A 22,234-nucleotide genomic window follows, 5' to 3' on the forward strand; every position below is an offset into this window, starting at 1 on the left:
GGTGTCGTTGCGCTTGAATGAAGCGCCCCTGGCAGGCTGAGGTCGAGTCCGGCTGAAGGTAATCTGAGCGAGCCTGCGATTGCTGTCGCTTTAGCAACAAGCAGTTCGACACCTTTCGGCGAGGCCGTGACGCAGAACATGTCGTCCTGCTTTGCTCGGACCAGGTCGACTCGACCCTAGATGAGTGGCACGTGTGCCTCTGTGAGCGCGATCGTTAGGCTGGCAGCATCTCTCGGTTCTGCACGCGGCTTCGCTGCGCCAAAGTCTCATGGACAATCACCGCCGCGGCGAGCGTGCCGCGGTTGACGGGTTGTCCAAACCGTAAGCCCGAAGTGAACGGAGTTCCATCGCGTCCAGCACTCAATGAGCGCAAGTACCTCGGCAGTGAGGCGGTTTGGTTCGCCGAATCGCACCTCGCAGCCGTTCTGCTCGCGTTGGCCCCTCTCGCGCCTGCTCGTTGATGGCGAGCTCGCGTTCGACGCGGTCTACCGCGCGGTCGGACAGGTTGACGGTTGACCAGAGCAGATCATCGAGAGATCGTCCTTGTCGCTTGCCGTGGATAAGCTCTCTTGCCATTCGGCCGCGCCATGGCCGCCTTCATGGCGATCAACGACGGCAGGCGGAAGGGAGCAGAACCCGAAGCGCGGCGAAGGTCGGTAGCGCAGCGCGGGATGGCTAAGGTTCGCGGCTGCTTTGTCTCGCAATGCGAAGGCGCGGGTGTAGGCAGGCGTTGTCCGCCGTCAAGCTGCGGGCCACGGAAACAAGCTTGCCGAAAGCCGGCATGGCCGCGACATGAAGGAGTCGTGGTCGACTGCCAAGTTCGGGTTCTGGAAAGCAAGTGTCCGCTCGCCGGATGCGGCCCAGAAACCGACGCCCCTCATACTGCGCGAGAGATCGAAGGCGGCCGAGACGCTGCTCGGCTTTAACGGGAGCTCGGCGCGTCGCTGGCCGCACGCGCAGCAAGATGGGCCAAGCGAAAAGTCAACTTACTGGAAGTCGGACTTCCTCTCTGGACTTTGTTGTCACATCGTAGATTCTGATCTGGAGCATGGGACGGCGTTTCTTGAGCTCCTCCGCTCCCGCCCATGCTCCGTCTCTGCTCGCGTACTCGGTTTTGAATTGACCATCCACTTCGAGCACATAACCGGAAGCGGGCAATCGACGAGTGGGTGCGACCATTTTGTTCCTTTAGAGCCAAAAGTCCGATCGCAGGTTCGCCTGAGCTGGATCGCCTTGGCCGAGCCTGCGGGATATTGTGCGAATCAACGGTGCGACGCGAGGGACCTCTAACCATCAAGAATTGACCGCGCCATCAAGACATCCACTACCGCTTCCGCTGAATGCTCTAGGGTCTGCTCCATGGTCCTGAGATGAACCTCCGGTGTCGTTGGTGCCTCGTAGCACGAATCGATCCCGCTGAAGTTCTTGAGCTTGCCGGATTTCACCTTTGAATATAGGCCTTTTGGGTCCCGCCGCGCGCATTCCTCGAGCGGCGTATCGACAAAGACTTCTATGAACTCTTCCTTTCCAACCAGGCTGCGCACGCTGTCCCGTTCGGCCCTAGTGGGCGAGATGAACGAGCAGATCACGATCAAGCCGCTGTCCGCCATCAACTTGGCAACTTCGCCGACACGCCGGATGTTCTCCACGCGATCCGTCTCCGAGAAGCCGAGGTCCGCGTTCAATCCGTGCCGGAGGTTGTCGCCATCCAGCAGCATGGTATGCCGCGACATCGCAGACAGCTTTTGATCAACAAGGTTGGCAATTGTCGACTTTCCGGCGCCAGACAGGCCAGTGAACCAGATGACGCAAGGCTTCTGATTCTTGAGCGCGGCGCGCTCTCTCCTGTCCACGGATAGCGCTTGCCTAGCAATATTGGTGGCCCGCCGTAGCGGAAAGGCAATCATGCCGGCCCCGACCGTACGATTCGTGTAACGATCGATGACGATAAATGATCCGGTCTTTCGATTGAGGTCGTAAGGATCGAATACGGCGGGCGTTGCGGTCACAACATCGCAGAAGGCGATCTCGTTGAGGGAAAGCGTCCCGGCGGCCAGATGCTCACAAGTGTTGACGTCGATTCGATGCCTAATTGTGGTAATGCTGCCAGAAATCGTCTGCGCTCCAATCCGCAGGACGTAATTGCGTCCGGGAGCGAGCGGCTCCTTGTCCATCCAGATCACATAAGCGGCAAGCTGGTCGGCCACCTTCGGTCGGTCGTCCGGTCGCGACAGAATGTCGCCACGACTGATATCGATTTCGTCTTCTAGTGTAATGGTAACTGCATCCCCGGCTTCGGCGGCGACAAGGTCACCATCGTGGGTCACGATCCGCTTGACGCGCGTGGTCCGCCCCGACGCAGCGACAACGATCTCGTCTCCTGTCGAGATCCTCCCGGAAGCCACCGACCCGGCGTAACCCCGAAAATCCGGGTTTGGCCGGTTTACCCATTGGACGGGAAAGCGGAAAGCTTGGCTTGCGGTGCCGGACTGGATGTCAATGCTCTCCAAATGCTCGAGCAGGCAGGGACCATGATACCAGTTGGCATGAGCGGAGCGGTCCACGACGTTGTCGCCGTAGCGGGCCGAGATCGGGATCGGAACAATCGAGGTGAAGCTGAGACCGGCGGCAAAGGCCAGATAGTCACGGGCGATCCGATCGAAGCGCTCCTTGTCATATGCGACAAGATCGATCTTGTTCACTGCCAGCACGACATGACGAATACCGAGCAGCGAGCAGATAAAGGAGTGGCGGCGGGTCTGAACCATCACGCCCTTGCGGGCATCGATCAGGATGATGGCGAGCTGGGCATGCGAGGCGCCGGTAGCCATATTGCGGGTATACTGCTCGTGGCCGGGAGTGTCGGCCACCATGAAGGAGCGCCGCGGCGTCGTGAAGAAGCGGTAGGCGACATCGATCGTGATGCCCTGCTCCCGTTCGGCCTCCAGCCCGTCCACGAGCAGAGCGAAATCGATGTCATTGCCGGTGCTACCATGCTTGATGCTGTCGCGTTCCAGCGCCGTGAGCTGATCGTGGTAGATCATCTTGCTGTCGTGCAGTAATCGGCCGATCAGCGTCGATTTGCCGTCGTCCACCGAGCCACATGTGATGAATCGCAGCTGATCCTTTGTCCTGGCCGGGACCAGTTCCGTTGCCGGATTCGTAAACATCAAAAGTAGCCTTCTCGCTTCTTCTTCTCCATTGAAGCGGCTTCGTCGGTATCAATTAGGCGACCCTGGCGCTCCGACACAGTCGTAGTCTGCATTTCTGCGACGATATCTTTGATCGTCGTCGCATCGGATTCAATAGCCCCGCTCAAAGGATAACATCCAAGCGTGCGAAAACGGATCATCCGCATTTCCGGCGACTCGTCGCCGTTAAGCGGCAATCGCTGGTCATCGACCATGATCATCGCACCATTTCGACGCACTATCGGTCTTTGTTTTGCGAAGTAGAGCGGAACGACCGGAATCTTCTCAAGCATGATGTATTCCCACACCTCGAGCTCGGTCCAGTTTGACATCGCAAACACGCGCATGGTCTCGCCCTGGCGGATCCGTGTGTTGAACAGGCTCCAGAGCTCCGGCCGCTGGTTTCGGGGGTCCCATACGTGTCCGGCCGAACGGAAGGAGAGTATCCGTTCTTTTGCGCGACTCTTTTCCTCATCGCGCCGCGCTCCGCCAAAGGCGGCATCAAATCCATGGAGGTCGAGCGCCTGCTTCAGCGCGTCGGTCTTCATCACCTGGGTGTGGAGCGCGGAGCCGGAAGCGATCGGATTGATCCCGCGCGCGATGCCCTCCTTGTTGACATGGACGATCAGGTTGAGGCCGAGTCGCTTGGCTGTCGCGTCCCGGAAGCAGATCATCTCGCGGAACTTCCAGGTCGTGTCAACGTGAAGCAGGGGAAAAGGCAATTTTGCAGGATAAAACGCCTTGATCGCAATGTGCAGCATTACGCTTGAGTCTTTTCCGATCGAGTAAAGCATGACCGGCCTTTTGAACTCGGCGACCACATCACGCATGATTTCAATCGATTCAGCTTCGAGGCGGCGCAGATGTTTCGGTAGCATATGTCTTCTTTTTCGATGCAGGATTTCTGTTCTTCGCCGCTTCATGGCTCCAGGCTAGCGTGGGTATATCCGCCGCTGAAACGACCGGCCAAGACGCATGGCTCAAATAGCTCAACCTCGTTGGACAGGCGACTTGCAGACGCGGGAGCATATCGCATTAGGCCGCTGGTGCCGCCGGCGCCTGCGTCACACTGATCGGGAGATCAGCTCGTGCGAGTCAAGGATCTTGGCTAAATCAACCAGCGTGTTTTGTTCGCAACCATTCAGATCCCCTAGCGGATATTGAGGATCCGCTCAAGCCGAGCGACTTCGCCGCGCAACATCTCGATAGCCGCGTCGCGGTTGCGAATGCCATCCAGCCCCGCAGCTCGATCAGCTTCTGACGCCAACAGCGTCTGTTGCAACTGGTCAGCCATGGTGTGGCCCGGATCTCCAGCGCGAGATGGGCCGGATAATGCTCCCGCCTTGGTACTTCGCAAATCCCACCAGGTTCGGAATATCTGACGATAAAGTTCGGTTACCTCGCCTCCCCTATCCAGGACTCCGGCTTGCCGTGCATGTACCAGTTCCTGCTCATATCCGAGTTCTAGCAAAAGCTCGGCGCCGACAAGATCGGTCACGGTTTGCATCTCTTCCACGCTCAATTGAGATTGCCATGCCTTGACAGAGCTTTGATCGACGGCGTTTCGTTCCAAGATTTTCCGGTCTCCGAAGCTGCTCGATCGAAGATAATCTGCTTGTCTCATCCCCGCCGATGCGACGGCCGCAGGATCACAGCCGAGCCCCGTCAATAGACGCCGGATCTCCTCGTCCGGATGCGCCACGAGCAGTTCGTACTGGACGAACTGTGTGTGCGGCCGAGTGCGGTGCGCGGTGAGCTTGGGAAGGCCCAGAACTAAATCGGCGAGTGAAGTTATGATACCGTCGGGCAGACGGAGCATGAGATCGACGAGACTGGAGACGCTGACCGGATGCGAGCATTCTGCGTGCAGTGGGATGCCCCACGTCGATTTCAGTGAAGCCGCGACGGCATAGGGATTTCGCATCAGAAGGATGTGTGGCGCTTCTGGATAAACAGATTCAAGAAACTCAAGCGCCATCCAATAGCGTGGTGTCTTGTCTAGGATAATGCGCTTGCCCGCTTTTGCCAGATACTGATTATATGCTGCATCGGCGAAAGCGCGGCTGGGGATCGTACGATCTATCCGCCCCAGGAATTCCGAGGTCGCGGCCTCAATCAGTGAGCTACCCGCCGGATGGCGCTGATCCACCCTGCCAAATGATTCAAGCGCCAGCATCAACCAGGGTTCAGGCGAAGCCAGAATGTCTGGATGGTGCTGGAGCAAATGCGCCAGGAGTGTCGTCCCAGACCGTGGAAGACCGAGGAGAAAGCACACCGCAGGCGAACGGCCAAAACCAGCGCTCATCGTTCAGACCTTCGTGCTTGAAAAGTGAACCCTGTCGGCGCTCGCTCAATGGAGCGATACAAAGCCAGCCGCAAAGCGCTAAAACGACAAGAATTTTGTCTGCCACTCATGACTTGAGAACCGTTCAGTTCGATCGATCGGCTGGATTAAAGGACACTGCAATCGCATCCTCGATTGCTCGACAGTTGAAACGAAGTCGCGCGCCAGCTCAATTGCACGAAGTTTGATTGCGGATATGGGAAGGTTGGAACGAACTCTACGGACGTTTGCCGAAGACCGCTCGCGGCACATGGAAGGCTATTACGTATAATCACAAGCTTCCTGTTGCTGAGGCATTGAAAGACGTAAATGCGACATGCACCTCGCTGATGTTCCGCATACACCAAAGAAGTTCGGCAAAAGAGCGATCAGCTCGGCGAGCGCGGCAAAGAGGCAGACCATGACATGTCAGTTGGCAAGGTGCAGCAATCTTGTCAGCGCGTATCGCTCCCGGCGCGACCGTGAATGCTGCCCTTGGTCCGCCAAGACACTGAGCCGTAGCCCCGGCCAGCCTGTTGTATGCCAGCCCATCCGTCCGAACTATACCAAGTATTTGATTTTCCTGCTCTTGGCGCGTTGCCCCTTCCTAATCGGCGCTAAGGAGGCTTGTAAACGATGGAACCCGACTTAAGATGCCTCCGGAGATCCAGCAAGCGCGGTTGGCCGCACCCTCTACTGACGGAGACGAGATTGTCCGGTCATTTATGTGGGAGATCACTTCGATCCGTGCGTGTCTCCAAGAACTTGCCAAATTAAATGTGCTTGGCATCACGCGGCTACGGTGGATGATCCTGATGGTTTTGACCTATTTGGGCAAAAGAAAAGGGTGTGCCCGTTCCGCGACATTGAACGCCATCCAGCACGTGCGTGAAAAACTCTCTCAGCGCGGGTCGGCAAAGCCAATGTGCAATAACGTTTCTATGGCAAAAGAGGGCGGCCCGCGAGCCGCCCTACTGCGCTATTAGCCAGCGTTGCTGAATTAACGCTGATGCCCGAGTCCGATTCCGAGATTTAAGGCCTTCTGGCGTAGCGCGCCGACGCTGCGTTTGGTCATTTTTGCTATTTTTATAACCGGCGTCCGAGCCTTCGAATGGACTTTGAGCTCTTTGATATCCGCCATCGTCCACTCGCGCCGCTTAACGCGTTTCTTGGTTGCTTTTTTCACCATGAATGCTCCTTCTGAGTGGAGCGCTTGTAGCATAGTTTTTTCGGAGCGACGACCGTTAAAAACGGACAGTCATCGGAACTCGCGCCAGTTATTAGCTCGGTCATGCTTTCGGAAGACAAGGCGTCTGGACTACTGCACCTGTTGATAAACTTCATACAGACGCTGTGTTGAGAGGCTTCGTTATTGAATGCAGCCCACTCGACGTCTTTCTATTCGAAGCTAAGCAGGACGGTCCGTGATTTGTATATGCCTAGAGCGATCAAACATCGACGCCCTATGATACATCGTGACGGTCTCTTGCTATGGTTACCTCACGGCGATTTAGCGCGCGCTCGTTACTAAGTGCCAGAGCTCCCTCGGGGCGCGAGAGAATATCGGTGTCGCCTTCGTGTCCATCGTTCGGGCTCAGCTCAAGGCGTCGAAGCGCATGAAGACATCAGGTCCTCCATCCTCAGGTTGGATGAAGCTATATCATCTCTTGATCGCGGTGAACCGCTTCACATTACCACTAGCCACTGCATTATCTCCGAACTGCACTTGCGCGACCTAATCGGGGTAGGTGGCCATCACCAAGGGATTGAGCGGCAAGCCGTCGGGCTGATAACCCTTGCGCCGGCTCAATCGCTTGCCAAGGAACGCTTTCTGCGCGCACTCGTTGGCAGCTGCTAAGACACCATCAGTGGCTACTCATCTTCGGGCTCTTGCGCGGTCTTCCGCTCAACCTGGCCCTGCATAGCACCCAGATCTAGCAGTTCGAGCCTCTCAAGAGCCTTCCTTCCCTCGTCGGTGATAATCCAGCACCCGGCTTCTCGCTCGACCAGCCTTTGGCCGAAAATATCGAGTTGCGGCGCGCGGCTCGCGATGCGCTTCATACGCGCCGGCCACTCTGGGCCGCTGCTGTAATAGATCGCCAAATACTGTTTAACGACTTCGATGCTCGCCCGTCCGTGCGGCTGGCCGGCAAGTATCTTCAGTATGGACAGCTGAAAACTCACGCGCGCACGCCATCGAGTCGAGGAAAAGCTCCATAATACTTATCCTGCGCGAAGCCGGCAGCGCCGTGCGCCGTTTTTTCAAAAGAAACCTTGCGTCATAAGCCTATTGAAGCAGGATACCCACCTGCCGTCGACGACGACCTGGGATTACTTCATCGCCAGCGCACAACGGCTTCGCCGTAAGCAAGGTTCTCAACGGCATCGGCGACATCCGGCCCAGAGCGTTTTGAAGCATGGGTCAGCGCAGGCAACCGCGTTGGCTGAGCTGTGACGAGGTCTCGCCTGCCGTCTTTGATCGATTTGAGATCAAACTACGTCGGTGGTACCCGCGCTGTTGCACATCTTACCGAATGACATCGCTCACTGAACGCACCGCCCGCTTCTTTTTCTTCCAACTGCCGTCCAACCCCGCGGGGATCGCAAACCCTCGCGGAACGACCAAAAGATCGCGTCTTTCGTTCAAATAAATATCGAACATGTCGTCCTCGTTTGACACGATCGTAGATCGCCGGTCTATACATTTGGTGACATCGAAGCAACTGTTGCGCTCAAAGACTCTACGCGAGTGTTCTGCAGAATTCGCCTGTACTTGAGCGTGCCTGGGGCAATCCCGCTGCTCCTTCACGTGCTCCGCATTGCCGAGAATACAGGCGCCGTCGGACGCCTTATTATCGCAAACAGATCCTCTTAGGTGTCGTGAGACAACCGCCCTCCGACTTGACGCCAGCATCACCAGTTGTACTCGAGCCGACGGTCGACGCGGGCCTCTCGGGGATCACGCTTACATTACAGATTGACCCACGTTTCAATTCGCGAACTTCCCGCACCAAAGTCAGGCTAACCGGCCCATACCGGCGGCAATGCAGGCGGGGTTCGAAGCTCTATCACATCGGCGAAGACCGTCCAATCGCGGACACTCTTTTGCTTGCAGAAATCGGCCTCAGCCTGTTGTGCAGCAGCACTCAGTGAGGCAGCATCGACCTTGAACGCTGCCTGACATGCACGATGTTCGTGGCCGGTATCGTCACAAACGGTCCTAATGAACCGAACATTAAATGAAGGCATGACACGCTCTTCTTGTGGGTTTCCTGATTCACCATTCTGCCTACTCGCGCCACAGGCGTATTTGATCTGCGTCAAGCAGCATCCCAAGAGGTTGTCCGCTCCTTCATTGAGTACTGTTGAAACTTTGGCATCGCCGCCCGAGCGCTCCCGTTGTCCCGCAGACCACGCGACATGTATTTGTCCAGCTTCGCCGATCGCACTCTGTTGTGAGCTGCGGGATAACGTTCTGGTCTGCTCATGCCCTCGAGCAACGAAATTGTGTCGCCGATGGCTCGAGGTATGTCTCGAACAGACGATTGAGTGCGGCATGCGCCGTCACGCCTCAAATGCGGGCTATTGATCACGATCGATCCGACCCAACCGCTTGCAATATGGAGATTCGAGAGGCCGTGAACTTTACACGCGGTACTTTGTGGTCTCAGGAGGCATCGCCGCAAACACCAGGTCATTGCGCCAGTCACCCGCCAAAGCCATTTCTGACGCGCGCCGGCGGCCGCGGCTATCGATGGCGAAACCTACGCGCACGTGATCGTGGGCCATGCGGCGGACCGCCTCGATCTCGCTTCTGACGGTCCATGCTGCGGCCGCGACAGCAAAGCCGACGACCACGCTTGCCGCAGCAGACGTTTCGATGAGCCCAGGCTTCAGGACCTTCAGCGCCAAAGCCCATTTCTGGGATCTGCCCGGCAAGGCCACCGACAATGCGAGGCAAGCGATCAATCGACGATCTGCTTGCCGGCTACCGCAGCACCGGGACAAATGCCGTCGTGGCCTATTCGAGCGTGCGGATCAAATCAACCAGGCTATATGCTTACGTGTTTGCAGACGAACGCGAGGCCGCGGTGGATCGCTCGACTTGGGACATGTCGCCTGCCAATGAGGCCTATGCGGCTCGCAGCCGCAGCTCGAGCTCGGCCATTCTGGACGTGCATCAGCTCTTTTTGACCTGTATCAATGCAGCGGCGACTGCCTGCTGATAGAAGTAAGCTTCCTGTCCAAGATCACACACATGGCAGACAGAAAGACATGGTGCGCCATCATCTTTTCATGTCCAGATACCGGCGACCCAGTTCAAGGAGCGCTGCCGGATGTACCCAAGCCGCGTGCCGATGAGTGCACAAGAACCTCCGCCGCGTGCTAGGCGTCCACTTCATCGGCCCGCGGGCGACCGCGATGATCAGCGCCGAGCGAAGCTAGGCTTGTCCGAATGGTGTCAAGCGGGGTTCCGGCGGCTTCCGGTTCTCGGGGATGCCGCCCCGCTCACAAGCGGCGCGGCTGACGTCATCACAACGGAGCGACCCACGCTGCCGACGTGGGACAAGGAGATTTCCCACGAACGAGGGATGTTCGACATGACAGACCACAGAGACATTCGTCTCGACGCAGGTCAGGCTGCGGGGGCGGAAGTCCAGTTAAACTTCCGCAGAACAGCGGTTAATGCGAGCCGCCGACGTCTTGAGCCGATCCACATTGATTTGACCGAAGCCCGGGAGTTGCTTCGCAGCGCCAATCCTAATATCTCGGCTGACGAGCCGATCATGTCCCGGCACGATAGGTTAAACGGCGCCACGGCCGACAAAAGCCCGGCCGCGACTGGCGCAATCGAGACCGCGCCGCTTCGGCAATATTGCGCTGAGCCTGCTCGCGGCGGCCAAGCCATCTCGTGCGAAGTGTTCAGAAGGTTGCCTGAATTTGTCAGCCAGCAGCGATGAACACCGTGCAAGATCTACTGGCGACCTGACGTGGGAGCGGCTCGAAACGGCGCCGCCCTTGAATCGGGATCTGGAGATTGCCGTGATCGAGGGTAATACCATTCACCGGGTGGTCTTTCCTTGCCGGCGGGCCTTCAGCGGCTGGATCAATGCCACGACCGGAGAACACATAGCCGTGCAGCCGACGCACTGGCGCATATGGCCCAGGTAGCTGCGGCCATCCCGCGCAATACATCGGTGTGAGTTGAAGCGCGTTCTGCTCCGGTGGCCTCTCGTGGGAAACAATGAAAAGTCGATCGAATGATAGCGTCTCCCAGAAAAGATGTCCGACCATGTCTGGTAAGCCTATGGCGCTGCCGCGGCCGCCGCCGCGCTAGCTCTCATGCTCTGCCTGGCGCTATATCCATATGTTCAGGACCTCGCGTTCATGAACATCTACCTTCCAGTCCTCGTTTTGCCGCTTTCGTCGCGGCTGGGGGCCCAGGCCCCTGCTCTGCAGCCTCATGATCGGCGTGGCCTTTGAAAGGCCTAATCCCGCAGCCATGATCGATACCGTGGCATTCGCGGGCACCATGATCGTGATTGAGAAGAGGATCATTCGCTCGTTCAGCGCCTTAGCAGTGCGTTTATTGGTTGCTCTCACGTGGTCGGAATGAATGTATCGAGGTTGAGGCCGCAGCTCTACCGCGTCGAGCACGGGCGCTACATCAAACGTTGTCTGACCAACGGCGAGCGGCACATCATTGGCATCGGCCGCATCGTGGTCGGCGAACGAAGCGACGGCTCGATCTCGTCGGTGAGGCCAAAGTGCGCGCCGAACGGTTCTTCACCGGTTTCATCCGAAACCTCACCGAGGCGGGCGCAGGGACGGCGGTTGGAAGAGCTACAATCTGAACTCGTGCACGTGTCGCGAGCGACCGCCATAGGTGAGATGGCATCGTCTATTGGCAGTGAGATCAACCGGCCGCTCTCCGCAATTACAAACTGCATGCGGGACACAAAGGCTCCGCTCGCGCGCACCGCACCGGACGCCAACTGCAATGGCGATGCACTCGAACGCGCCGCGCCAACACGCTCTACGCGCCAAAGATATCATCAAGCGCCCGCGGGACTTCGTTTCCAGGGGCGAGCACACTGTGGAGAAGCCGCTCACGCTCCTTGAAGAAGCTGTGGCCCTGGCCCTAGTCGGCCCTAAGGCGTAAGGCGTACGCGTGATGACCCGCAGCGACCGCGACATCATTGTAGACAAGATCCAGATTCAGCAGGTCGCGCTAAACCTGATACGTCGAAATCGAGGCCATGACTTCCTGCCCGCGCCGCGAAGTTGCCGACGTCGACACGTATACCGTTGCTAATAGGGGCCCGGCATCAAGCGCTGATATCGCCGACCGACTGTTCCAGCTCTTCGTCACGACCAGAAGCCATGGCGTGCGTGTGAGGCTATCAATCTGCCGGACGATCATCGAGTCACATGGCAGCCATATCGTCGTGGAAACGACCGCGAGTAGCAGCACGATCCTTAAGACGGCATTCGCGGAGCTTAGCGAAGAGACATGATTGGGCGGCGAATTCTTGTGATCGACGATGACGCCGCAATGCGGGACTCGCTCGCGTTTCTTCTTGATGTAAACGGTTTCTACGTAGCAACCTATGAGACGGCGACCGCGTTTTTTAATGACGTCGCGAGCGGTCCAGTCGATTGCATCGTGTCAGACATCCGTATGCCGGGTATGAGCGGTCTCGAATTGGTCAGAAAAGTGAAGGCCAATCGCGTCGACTGCCCGGTCATCTTGATAACTGGTCATGCCGACGTATCGCTCGCGGTCGACGCGATGAAATCGGGCGCGGTCGACTTCATCGAAAAGCCGTTCGAAGAGGAGGTACTGTTGCGCGCGATCAATAGTGCGTTGAAAGCGCGGCCAACGAAGGCCGCCGATGACGCAGCGAAACTGCGGGCGGAAGCCCGCCTCGCGGACCTCTCCTCGCGCGAACGTGACGTCCTGCAGGGACTATTAGCCGGCAAGATCAACAAGGTGATCGCGCATGATCTGGGCATTAGTCCTCGGACAGTCGAGGTTTACCGTGCAAACCTCATGGCCAAGGCCAATGTCCGCAGCATGTCCGAGTTGATGCGGATCGCCATTACCGCGGGACTCTAGCAGGGACGCACATGGTGCGAATGGCGTATTGATGCATTCAAGCTGCGCAGTCCAGCCGACGAACGGAGGTTGGCAGGTGCACAGCGCGGAGCCGATCATGTTTTCGGTGGTGGCTATTGATGCAACACAAGCTGCTGGTTTCTTGGAATCACGACGGCACATGAAGCAGATCAATGCGGTGCCCAAATTTGTGCTCCGATGAACAGCAGGTCTGACCGCCCGAAGACTGGCATAACTCGGCAATATATTGGTCGGTCCTCCAACGGAGCTCCCAGTGCGGGCTTCCGTGAACGCTCGGCTGGGCTACAGTCACTGCGGTCTTCGAAATCAACGATGGCGTGGGTTGGAGGCGCATGATCATCAAGCCCGTCGATGAGGTCGGCCGCCGTACATCGATCCGTGTTTGAGCAACCAAGGGACCGCGCCGGCCCCATTCAAGACGCCCTCCTCATCGGACTTACGTATAAATACTTAGGGGCTTCTACCTAGGGAAAACAACCAGATTTCCCAGTTCGTCAGGAACAGACAATCTGCGTCACATCGACGTTCGCAAGGTAGGGTCCCCGATGCACGCCAGTTTTACCAAGAGCTGCCGCCATCGGACCAGCGTCTTGCGTGGGCAACTTCAACACTTCGGCTAAGTTGCTATACGCCAGCTCAAATCGGAGCGCGCTACTTTTTCGCGTCGAACGGCGCGGACGAACGCGGCGCAGCGAAGGACGCCAAATTCGGCTTAGGAGATCTTCTGAGCCGCAGAAACGCTTCCAGCCTATATTGTGCCTCCAGGAGCACCGCAATGATTATCGATCTTTTGCTTCGAGAGCATCGCAACATTGATCTGCTTCTGGTCGCTCTTGAACGCGAAGTGGAGATTTTTAAGAAAGGGATCCGTCCTGATTATGAGGTCATTCGCGCGATTATCAGCTATTTCGAGGTTTATCCCGAGGTGTACCATCATCCACAGGAAGACTTGATTTTTTCCAAGCTCAAGGCTCGCGATCCGGATGCAGCTGCAATCGTCGGCGATCTCGCGCTTGAACACCAGGAAGTCGTCGACCGTTTGCACCACTTCGCGCGGGCTATTGACGCCATCCTCGCGGATCGTGAACTTTTTCGGCAGGACGTCGGCGATATCATACGCGACTTTATAGTACGCGAGCGGCACCACATGAAGTGGGAAGAACGAGATTTCTTTCCGGCAGCTCTGAAGGCTCTCTCGGCTCAGGATTGGACCGAAATCGCTTCCGGTCTGACCGATCATGGAGATCCGCTGTTCAGCGAGACGGCGGCAGCAACTTCCGATGCGCTAAGAGCGCATATTCTGCAATTGGAGCAAGAAGCTGAGGCCGAACGGAGCTCGGTCGCGTTTGCGTGCCCCAAGGCCGCCCCCCCGTGATACGGCGCCGAGATGGACGGGCTGTATTGATCGCTGCCGTTTCACAGCAGGAAGTGGACCTCATGTTCTTCCTGTCGAAATGAAAATGGGGGTGCTCGCCGGCACGTAGGCTGGTCGTACCGGCAAAATGGCTTCTGCGCAATATGATCGCTGCTCTACCACAGGCGCAAACGGCGCGGCCGAGCCTTCCTGAGCTCTGGTTTTGGCATGTTCCAGAATGTGACCGTCGCAGATCGGGCAGTTGCGCGGTGATATCGCGCGAAACTGACGCCTTTTATGTCCGATAAGGCCGGACGATTGCGATCGCGCGGATGCGCGCGAAGCAATCCCACTCGTTGACCCCAACCCGGTACGCTCTCAATCATCCGACGGCAGCCGGTTCGACCTGCTGCGCGCCAACTGGGGGCACTGTCAGGCCGGCTACGTCAGCACCAACAACAAGGCAGTTGACGTCGATGAGGCCACGACGAGTAGCCGCCTGCACGGGGCTGCCACGTTCCACCAGATACCCGACGTCCTCGCATTTCTCAGCGTCAGTTTGCGAGTTAGATTATCAAGCATGGCTTGAGTCCCTTTGGCTGTATGGCGTAGCCCCACGAGACAGTCGCTTCCTGCCGCGAAATCCTCACCAAATGCCTCGAATTGCATCCGGGTCGGATTTCGGGATTCGGCTCCCGCATATTCCTGCATTCAAGAAGCATCAACGCAAAGACGATGAATTCATTCCGCTCGACAGTGTCGAGGGCTACCTCCAATTCGAAAGGATCACGGAATCCTTGGTTGATGCTGGATACATATGCGTCGGCGTCGCTCACTTTGCCCTGCCACTCGAAAGTCTTGCCGGGGGGCCAGGCATCAAAACAGGCTAAGTGCAACTTCCAGGGCTACACTGACGGGCCCATTATTGGGCTCGGCGCCATCGCGATCGAGCGCATCCAACAAGGGCTTGTCGGAAAGCCATCTCAGCGAAGGACTACCTAGCTCGCATCGCCGAGGATCGGCTCGCCACCGCGAAGGGCTGTTTGCTGAGGCAGGAGCATCGCTGCTGCGCCGAAACCATCGGTCGACTCATGTGCGACATGGCAGTCGATCTTTCCTAGGCATTCAGCTTTGCTCCTCCCAGAGTTTCACCCGGCCCGCTAAGCGGTGCCGGTTTTTTTGTGTTCCCAATGGTCCATCGATCATGGAGAGCGCAAAATGACCGCAAGAGGATCAACTTTGCCGAGAACAGACCCAATCCCTGATCACCGGCCCGGCGGATCGAATGCAGCGCGCAGCTCGCGGGCGGCAGCGACCATGTTCGTTAGCGCCGGCCGAACCTCCTCCCATTTGCGCGTCTTCAGGCCGCAGTCCGGATTGACCCAGAGTTGCGAATCCTGCAGCCGGGTCCGAGCCAACGCCAGCAGCTCTTTCATTTCGCCCGTTTCAGGAACGCGTGGAGAGTGGATGTCGTACACGCCCGGCCCGATCTGATTTGGGTATTCGTAGTTCCTAAACGCGTCGAGTAGTTCCATTTTTGAGCGCGACGTCTCGATCGAGATTACATCCGCGTCCATAGCAGCGATTGCACCGATGATGTCGTTGAACTCCGAGTAACACATATGTGTATGGATTTGCGTTTTATCAGCGACGCCCGATGAGCAGATGCGGAAGCAATCCACGGCCCAATCGAGATAAGCCGTCCACTCCGATCGACGCAACGGCAATCCTTCTCGAAGTGCAGCTTCGTCGATCTGGATCATGGTCGCACCAGCATTCTCGAGATCGCGGACTTCGTCTCGGATCGCGAGCGCAATCTGGCGGCAGGCCTCGCTTCTGGGAATATCATCGCGAACAAAGGACCAGTTCAAGATCGTCACCGGTCCGGTCAACATCGCCTTCATCGGCTTCTTTGTTAATGATTGCGCGTAGCGCCACCAGTCCACGGTGATAGGCTTCGACCGCACTACATCGCCAAACAGGATCGGTGGCCTGACACAGCGCGAGCCGTAGGACTGCACCCATCCGTTCTTGGTAAATGCGAAGCCGGCAAGTTGCTCGCCGAAGTACTGGACCATGTCATTGCGCTCGAACTCGCCGTGCACGAGGACGTCGAGACCGATGTCCTCCTGCCAACGTACGGCGCGCGCAGTCTCCTCCTTGAGGAACCTGTCGTATTGCTCGTCACTCATCGCGCCCCGCGCATGGGCCGCACGCGCATTCCGAACCTCTATGGTCTGTGGGAACGATCCGATCGTCGTGGTAGGAAAAGCCGGCAGTCCAAAACGATTGCTTTGGATCTCGGCACGACGGGCAAATGGGCTCGCGCGCCGACGCATGGTCTGATCGATCGCTTTCATCCGGACAGCGACATTAGCATCACGGATTTTCGGCGAAGTCCGCCGGTCAGTCGCGGCACATTCCGACTCGGCAAGAGCTTGCGCGACATTCTGGTCGCCTGCGAGTGCCCGCGCCAGGATAGTAAGCTCTCGCATCTTCTGGACCGCAAAAGCAAGCCAGCTCTTGACGTCGGAAGCGAGCCCGGTCTCGAGTCCAACATCGACCGGCACATGAAGCAGCGAGCAGGATGGCGCGATCTGTACACGATCTTTGCCGAGCTTCGCAATCGCGGGTTCGAGCCGCTGGCGCAGCGAGGACAAATTCGACCGCCATACATTCCGGCCGTCGACGACACCGAGCGACATGACGAGATCACGTCGGCCGCCAGCTATGATCTGATCCAACAACTGTGGCGCTCGAACCAGATCGAGATGCAGTCCTGCAACCGGCAGGCTCAAGGCGGTATCCAGATTGTCGCCGAGGTCGCCGAAATAGCTGGCAACCATGATCTTGATGGCCGGGCCCTCCTTGGCGAGCCGGTCATAGGCATGCCGCAAAGATTTTCGCGCCCCCTCATCCAGATCAAGAACCAGGCAGGGCTCGTCGAACTGAACCCACTTTGCCCCACGTTTCGCCAATTCCTGCAGAACCTCGATATAGACCGGTATCAGTTCATCTAGTAGTGAGAGTAGCTGGAATGCAGGATCGGGACTCTTGCCGAGCTTTAGGAATGTGACCGGCCCGATCAGGACAGGACGGGTCTGAAAGCCAAGGGCCTTGGCCTCTTCATACTCCTCGATCGGCTTGCGAGAGCATAGCCTGAAAGTCTGTCCTCTGCGAAACTCGGGGACCATGTAGTGGTAGTTAGTATCGAACCACTTGGTCATCTCCTGCGCGGGTGCGCCAAATGCGCGCGGTCCGTGACCGCAACTCGCATCCTGATCGTCGCATTGTGATCCGCGGGCCATAGCGAAGTACGTCTTCAGCGAAACGGATTCGGCTTTTGAGGCGTAGATCTCCGGGATGGCGCCAACCATGACACTTGTGTCGAGCACCTGGTCATACAGCGAGAAATCGTTCGATGGAATGACCGTGACGCCGATAGATTTCTGACGAGCCCAGTTCGCGGCACGCAGGCCAGCTGCGTCCTCGAGCAACTGCTGTTCGCTGCTTTTTCCGGCCCAGTAGCTTTCTAGAGCGAGTTTGAGCTCGCGCCTTGGACCGATGCGTGGCGTTCCGAGCGTGGCAACGGGAAGGGAGAGAAGAGACATAGCGTTAACCCCGTGTTGGGGGCAGAAGGCCATGGCGGACGCAGGCAGGGGAAGTCGCGCAGTGCGACGGCTGCTTGGCGCACCACCGGGATACCCCGCCCGTGGACGAACATAATGTCGGGGCAGGTCTCCTGGCTCGCGGGTCATCGCTGCTGTCCGGCCTTCCCGAAGCCGCGCAGGCTTCAGTGACATCGTTGGACAGCGGCTCGCCACTCACAGTTGCGGGGGCAGCGCCGGCATCTTCACCGGCTTCCCTCTTAGCTCCGGATCAAGTGCGACCGGAGAACCTCGACGACTTGGATTATCGAGAAGACAGGTCTTCCGTCAACCTCTCAGATCATGTCTCAAGCTGGTGCTGCGACATCCGCTACGCGAATGACCGCGCATCCTGATGCGTTGAGCCGATGTAGAAGCGCTTTCAAGTCAGCAATATCGAAATGACGATCGCAGCTGCCTGCGGGCCGCGCGCCAGATCGGTGAAGGGACAAATGCGGCTTGCCCGTCGGGACTGCTGCCTCGAGCAGAACGCATCTCGGGCTTCTCAGCGGTTCTTTGAGCAAGTCCACTATCCAGCCACCTTCTCGGTCAACAGGATCCGTGTTGAACAGGCCCAAGCCAGCCGAAGCCAGCAACATACCGGCCAGCACGTTGATGTGCGGTTCAGCAAGACTCCAAATGTTCGGCAGTGAAGATCGGTTTCGCCTCGTCGCCATCGAGTGCAAAGCGCTCCTAACTGAGGCTATTCTCGAAGCGCCGCATGTCGCGATAGGAGCGGCAAACGCACCATGGCCGATGGCCGCAAATGGCCAAACGCGTGGCAGAGATCGAAAGCAACATTCTTGCAACGATGCCGAACCAAACGGTTCAATAGCGGCAAACAATTCTCATCAGGAGCTTGGTACCGAGGTGTTCCGCCGCGCCATCGAACGATCCGGTGCGGGACCAGGATGCATAAGCTGGGCTGGATAGCGCTGAACGGAAACATCGAGACATTGACCAGTCGGAAAGTCGACAAAGAGGACACAAAAGCGGTGCGAATTGCCGTGTATTACCTGGCACGAAGAATGCAAGTCTTCGGGATGCCCAGTCTCCTCCTGCTGGGCATGTCCAGCACAGCAACTTGACTGCTGTCGCCGGCAGCGAAGTTAGCGGCGCGTGACATAGAGGGGAGCGCCTGCTCGCACGGGACACCATCGGTCTCCCCGTCGCGTCGCCGCTAACTTCTTGTGCTCGTGCATAACAGTTTGAAGGTTGCCCACTTTGGAATGACGTGTGGATGACACCACATAGGCCGGCAGTTATGAGAACAGTGTCTAGAAGACGCGCGTTATGGTTTTGTCTCGGTCGCCTCCTGATCTGCCTGGCCGGGCTGGCTGCGACGAGCAACAGTGTTCGCGCCATCGAGAGCCCCCATATCGAAAGATTCAAGTCAACGTGGCGAGCGCAAGACGGTGAGACAATAGAACAAATTATCTCCAACGTCTCGAAGGTGGCACAGTTCGTCCCTCGAATGTGGGGCGTCGCTGAACTTGACGAAAACGACTATGTTTTCGTTTTGTGGACCAGACACCCTGACGATACATTAGACGAACCGTACTTTATCACCTGGAGGATCGCGCTCGACGGCACGTTTCAACTTGCGTCGACCTATGCAAAGCCGATCGAATTGGGCTGGCACGCCCTAGCACTCTCGTTGATCGCCACTGAAGTGAAGGAGAGTGAAAGGGACGCAAATCTTGGCTTTCTGCATGAGCCGAGCAACTTCAACTTTGTGACGACCACGCAAGGCCGCCTCGGCGATCTTCTGCGGCAGGGCCGCTGCACTATCGTTGAACCTCTTGAAGTGGACTACTTGCCGAAGCAGAAGGACAAGCCGACCGAGAAGGGTGATCTGTGGCGCGTTTTGCTTTTGGTGAACTGTGATATCCCAGGACCCCGTTTTTTTACACACAACGGTGTCATCACTTTCGAGAAGAGCGAAGGGCAAGATTGGGAGCCGAAATCCCCTTTTGCCAAGCGTATCGCGGCCTTTCCTCCCGGCTCTTGGTTCGCTGGCATGGAGCCAAAGGAACGGCGAGAGTTGGAGGGGAGCGAAAGCCCTCGGTAAAATGGTCGCGCAGAGCAAGATCGCGCCGCAGCTCCTTTACCGCCGATCCCCTCAGAGCAACTGCAAGACATATCAGCCCTAAAATGTCGGTGTTTACACCTTCAACAATCGCGAGCCTTCCCGTACCCTTCAGCCCGTCAGCAAAAGTCAGGCAGCAGGATTACCTCCGGACACTTTCTGCGACGAATCGAGCTCAGCGGCGCATGCCAGTTGGCGAGATTTTGCTCCCAGCGCACGCGACGCAGAGAGAACACCGATCTGCGAGGGAACCAGCTCTCCATGCACTCTTCAAGGGACCGGGCCTGGACATGCCTCGGCCGGACCCCATGATGAATTTTGCTGAATGACGCACAGAACTATCGCGCGACTGACTCGCGAGCATGCCGAGGCCGAGCCGGCACGATCGAGTGCTGCGACCAACCCATTGAGAGGGTAATGGGGCATTGTCGGCATACCCCTGAACACCGGCCGTTGTCCGAGGGCCCTGGCGACGCCCCCCGGAGCCGTGCGCGAGGCCTCGAGGAACGACTGAGCCGGTCCTAAATTTCCTCGCGCGCATTCGTCTGCGCGTCATAGATCCGAATTTGAAGCATGGGAAAACGCTTCTTTAGTTCTGCTCCGCCTGCCCTGGCGCCGTCTCTGGTTGCGAATTCGGCTCTGAGTCGGCCATCCACTTCAAGTGCGTAAGAAGAGACCGGCAATTCCCGGGGGGCTGCAGCCATTTGATTCCCATTGTGTAGTGAGGTCGTTGAGAATGATTTGTAGCTTGAGTCGGCTAAACCGCACCAGAGCGACCTGCCCAAGTGCCGCAATGGCGGAACCATGTTATGGATGGACGCCTCGCACCGAATGGCATCAGGATGGCACTCGCGACCGTCCGAACACGCGGGCGGCTTACCCCTCGTCCGGTGCGTACAAGACGAAGCCACGGAGGTTGCCGTTTGAGATTTTCTGGCGCAAACGCGCGCCCTCATACCGGGCTTGCTGGGTCAATCTCCACATGTGATCGCGGTGAAGCGCACTATGAGAGAGCGGCCGCCAGTCGCGCCGCCAGGGTCATGACAATCGGGTTCTCCTACGAACGGGGCGGCAGCACCACGAACGGTCATGGTGCAGCGCAGAGGTGCGAAAAGCCACAATGCGATGGGCATAAAGGCCTGGCTCTCCAAAAGAGGGCTCGGGGTTGGTGGTTTGCGCAAGCGATACCGGTTCATTTACGCAGCGAGCGTTGAGCTGAACTCCGTGGCGCCTTTCCAGTTTTCAGAGGAAGCGAGACCAGATTTCCTTCGAACATCAATCTTCTCCTGACAAGAATTTACAGCGAAATGTCATCCCCTCGCTGAAACCGTCTCGGCAGCCTTCTGTCTGCCGATGCAGGTTGGCACAAAGCGATAGCCAGGTTGCTCGTCCCCGCCTGACTTGCACTCGATGTCAAGATTCACAGGCGACTTCTTCTCCTTCAAGCGCGTGAGAAGACAGCGTTCGAGGCTTGGCCTTTCTCCCGCATACCAAGTTCGCGGCCAAGCGATCGGATCTCCTCCTCAGGTCGAGAGGGTGCAGCACGCGCCCGGTGAGAGAGATCGACGAGGCTAAGGATACCGCGACACGCACACCGGAAGAAATCGCTTGAACCTCACCCAGCGTCAGGTCGTAGCTTGGAAATGAAGCCACGCTTTCATAGACCAAGCGTCGAAAGATGCGGCCGACTAACGGACAGACGTTTAAGCAGTCGAATGCGGCGGCGCCGGATCGTGCGTAAACATGGATCAAGAGCGAGAGGTTATTGTCGGGATGAAACACCGCGTAATGATGGTCGCATTGTTTGCTGTCATCACATCTCCGGTCTGCGCGGCGAAGCTCAGCGGTCCTGCGCGCATCCTCGACGGCAATACGATCGAGATCGAGCGATCCAAGCTTCGGCTCTCAGGCATCGAAGCTCCCGAAACTGACCAGATTTGCCTCGACGCCCACGGTCGGAAATGGGCTTGCGGCATAGCTGCTCGCGACGAGCTGATCAAGCATTCGAACGGACGAACGTGGGATTGTCATACCACGGGAGGTGATGAATACGGCAGGTCACGCGGCAGTTGCTTCATAGAAGGCGAGAATGTGAACGCCTGGATGGTACGCTCCGGTTGGGCACTCTCGTCGGGTCCGTACGTCATCTATGAAGTTGTGGCGAGCAAAACCTGTGCTGGGCTGTGGTCGGGGGCCTTCATCGCCCCCTGGGACTGGCGTCGCCGGAATAAGGGGACGGTCATCATCGGCGCGAGCTCGGTTCCCGTCGACGCTCAGGCACTCCTGCTCGGATCGGCGCTGCTATCGGACCCGCCCTCGTCCGAGTGTGTGATAAAAGGCACTGTGGGCCGCAATGGCGAGCGCATTTATCACCTGCCCGGGCAACTCAGTTACGAACAAATCGACATGACCAAATCCGGTGAACGCTGGCTCTGCAGCGAAGCGGAAGCCGAAGCCACCGGGTGGCGTAAAGCCGCGCGATGAGGTGA

16 protein-coding genes and 1 riboswitch are annotated in these 22,234 nt (G+C 57.8%); of the genes, 8 read left to right on the forward strand and 8 right to left on the reverse strand.

Going from position 1 to position 22,234, the window contains the following annotated elements:
* Window positions 1-1,286: 1,286 nt before the first annotated feature.
* From cysN to ACVWY3_RS22625, 7 genes are all read right to left on the reverse strand, one after another.
* The gene (gene cysN / locus ACVWY3_RS22595) at window positions 1,287-3,170 is read right to left on the reverse strand and encodes a sulfate adenylyltransferase subunit CysN (RefSeq protein ID WP_456840454.1); all 1,884 of its coding nucleotides are present in this window, start codon (window positions 3,168-3,170) and stop codon (window positions 1,287-1,289) included.
* Entirely contained in the window at window positions 3,170-4,114 is a 945-nt protein-coding gene (gene cysD, locus ACVWY3_RS22600) for a sulfate adenylyltransferase subunit CysD (RefSeq protein ID WP_456840455.1), read from the reverse strand. Before cysD ends, cysN begins: the two co-directional genes overlap by 1 nt.
* A 227-nt stretch (window positions 4,115-4,341) precedes the next feature.
* Window positions 4,342-5,496, reverse strand: coding sequence for a nodulation protein NoeE (gene noeE / locus ACVWY3_RS22605; RefSeq protein ID WP_456840456.1), 1,155 nt, complete (start codon window positions 5,494-5,496; stop codon window positions 4,342-4,344).
* 1,018 nt (window positions 5,497-6,514) lie between these two features.
* Window positions 6,515-6,703, reverse strand: coding sequence for a hypothetical protein (locus tag ACVWY3_RS22610; protein ID WP_456840457.1), 189 nt, complete (start codon window positions 6,701-6,703; stop codon window positions 6,515-6,517).
* 683 nt (window positions 6,704-7,386) lie between these two features.
* Window positions 7,387-7,698 carry a hypothetical protein gene (locus ACVWY3_RS22615; protein WP_235884902.1) on the reverse strand — a complete coding sequence of 104 codons (312 nt, stop codon included), beginning with the start codon at window positions 7,696-7,698 and terminating at the stop codon, window positions 7,387-7,389.
* Window positions 7,699-8,535: 837 nt separating this feature from the next.
* Complete coding sequence (locus ACVWY3_RS22620) at window positions 8,536-8,838, reverse strand: hypothetical protein (RefSeq protein ID WP_456840458.1); 303 nt, start codon at window positions 8,836-8,838, stop codon at window positions 8,536-8,538.
* A gap of 321 nt (window positions 8,839-9,159) precedes the next feature.
* Window positions 9,160-9,426, reverse strand: a complete 267-nt coding sequence (locus ACVWY3_RS22625; protein ID WP_456840459.1) for a hypothetical protein — start codon at window positions 9,424-9,426, stop codon at window positions 9,160-9,162.
* Between the two features lie 38 nt (window positions 9,427-9,464).
* Between ACVWY3_RS22625 and ACVWY3_RS22630 the strand changes: the two genes are divergently transcribed.
* From ACVWY3_RS22630 to ACVWY3_RS22655, 6 genes are all read left to right on the forward strand, one after another.
* Window positions 9,465-9,740: a hypothetical protein gene (locus ACVWY3_RS22630; RefSeq protein WP_456840460.1), complete on the forward strand. Its 276-nt coding sequence runs from the start codon at window positions 9,465-9,467 to the stop codon at window positions 9,738-9,740.
* Between the two features lie 366 nt (window positions 9,741-10,106).
* Window positions 10,107-10,475: a hypothetical protein gene (locus ACVWY3_RS22635; RefSeq protein ID WP_456840461.1), complete on the forward strand. Its 369-nt coding sequence runs from the start codon at window positions 10,107-10,109 to the stop codon at window positions 10,473-10,475.
* A 503-nt stretch (window positions 10,476-10,978) separates the two neighbouring features.
* Window positions 10,979-11,131, forward strand: coding sequence for a hypothetical protein (locus ACVWY3_RS22640; RefSeq protein WP_456840462.1), 153 nt, complete (start codon window positions 10,979-10,981; stop codon window positions 11,129-11,131).
* Between the two features lie 643 nt (window positions 11,132-11,774).
* Complete coding sequence (locus ACVWY3_RS22645) at window positions 11,775-12,032, forward strand: ATP-binding protein (RefSeq protein WP_456840463.1); 258 nt, start codon at window positions 11,775-11,777, stop codon at window positions 12,030-12,032.
* On the forward strand, window positions 12,029-12,634 hold the full coding sequence (fixJ, locus tag ACVWY3_RS22650; protein WP_456840464.1) for a response regulator FixJ: 606 nt from the start codon (window positions 12,029-12,031) through the stop codon (window positions 12,632-12,634). Before ACVWY3_RS22645 ends, fixJ begins: the two co-directional genes overlap by 4 nt.
* Before the next feature lie 796 nt (window positions 12,635-13,430).
* Window positions 13,431-14,030, forward strand: a complete 600-nt coding sequence (locus tag ACVWY3_RS22655; RefSeq protein ID WP_456840465.1) for a hemerythrin domain-containing protein — start codon at window positions 13,431-13,433, stop codon at window positions 14,028-14,030.
* A gap of 1,244 nt (window positions 14,031-15,274) precedes the next feature.
* Here ACVWY3_RS22655 and metE read toward each other — a convergent pair.
* Window positions 15,275-17,620, reverse strand: coding sequence for a 5-methyltetrahydropteroyltriglutamate--homocysteine S-methyltransferase (gene metE, locus ACVWY3_RS22660; protein ID WP_456840466.1), 2,346 nt, complete (start codon window positions 17,618-17,620; stop codon window positions 15,275-15,277).
* A gap of 104 nt (window positions 17,621-17,724) precedes the next feature.
* Window positions 17,725-17,926: riboswitch (cobalamin riboswitch) on the reverse strand.
* A 1,183-nt stretch (window positions 17,927-19,109) separates the two neighbouring features.
* Between metE and ACVWY3_RS22665 the strand changes: the two genes are divergently transcribed.
* Window positions 19,110-19,727 (forward strand): nodulate formation efficiency C protein, encoded by a 618-nt coding sequence (locus ACVWY3_RS22665; protein ID WP_456840467.1) that lies wholly within the window; start codon window positions 19,110-19,112, stop codon window positions 19,725-19,727.
* Between the two features lie 1,761 nt (window positions 19,728-21,488).
* A complete protein-coding gene (locus ACVWY3_RS22670) occupies window positions 21,489-22,229 on the forward strand; it encodes a thermonuclease family protein (RefSeq protein WP_456840468.1) in 741 nt (246 codons plus the stop codon).
* Window positions 22,230-22,234 lie beyond the last annotated feature (5 nt).

Source organism: Bradyrhizobium sp. USDA 4486, from assembly GCF_054057995.1.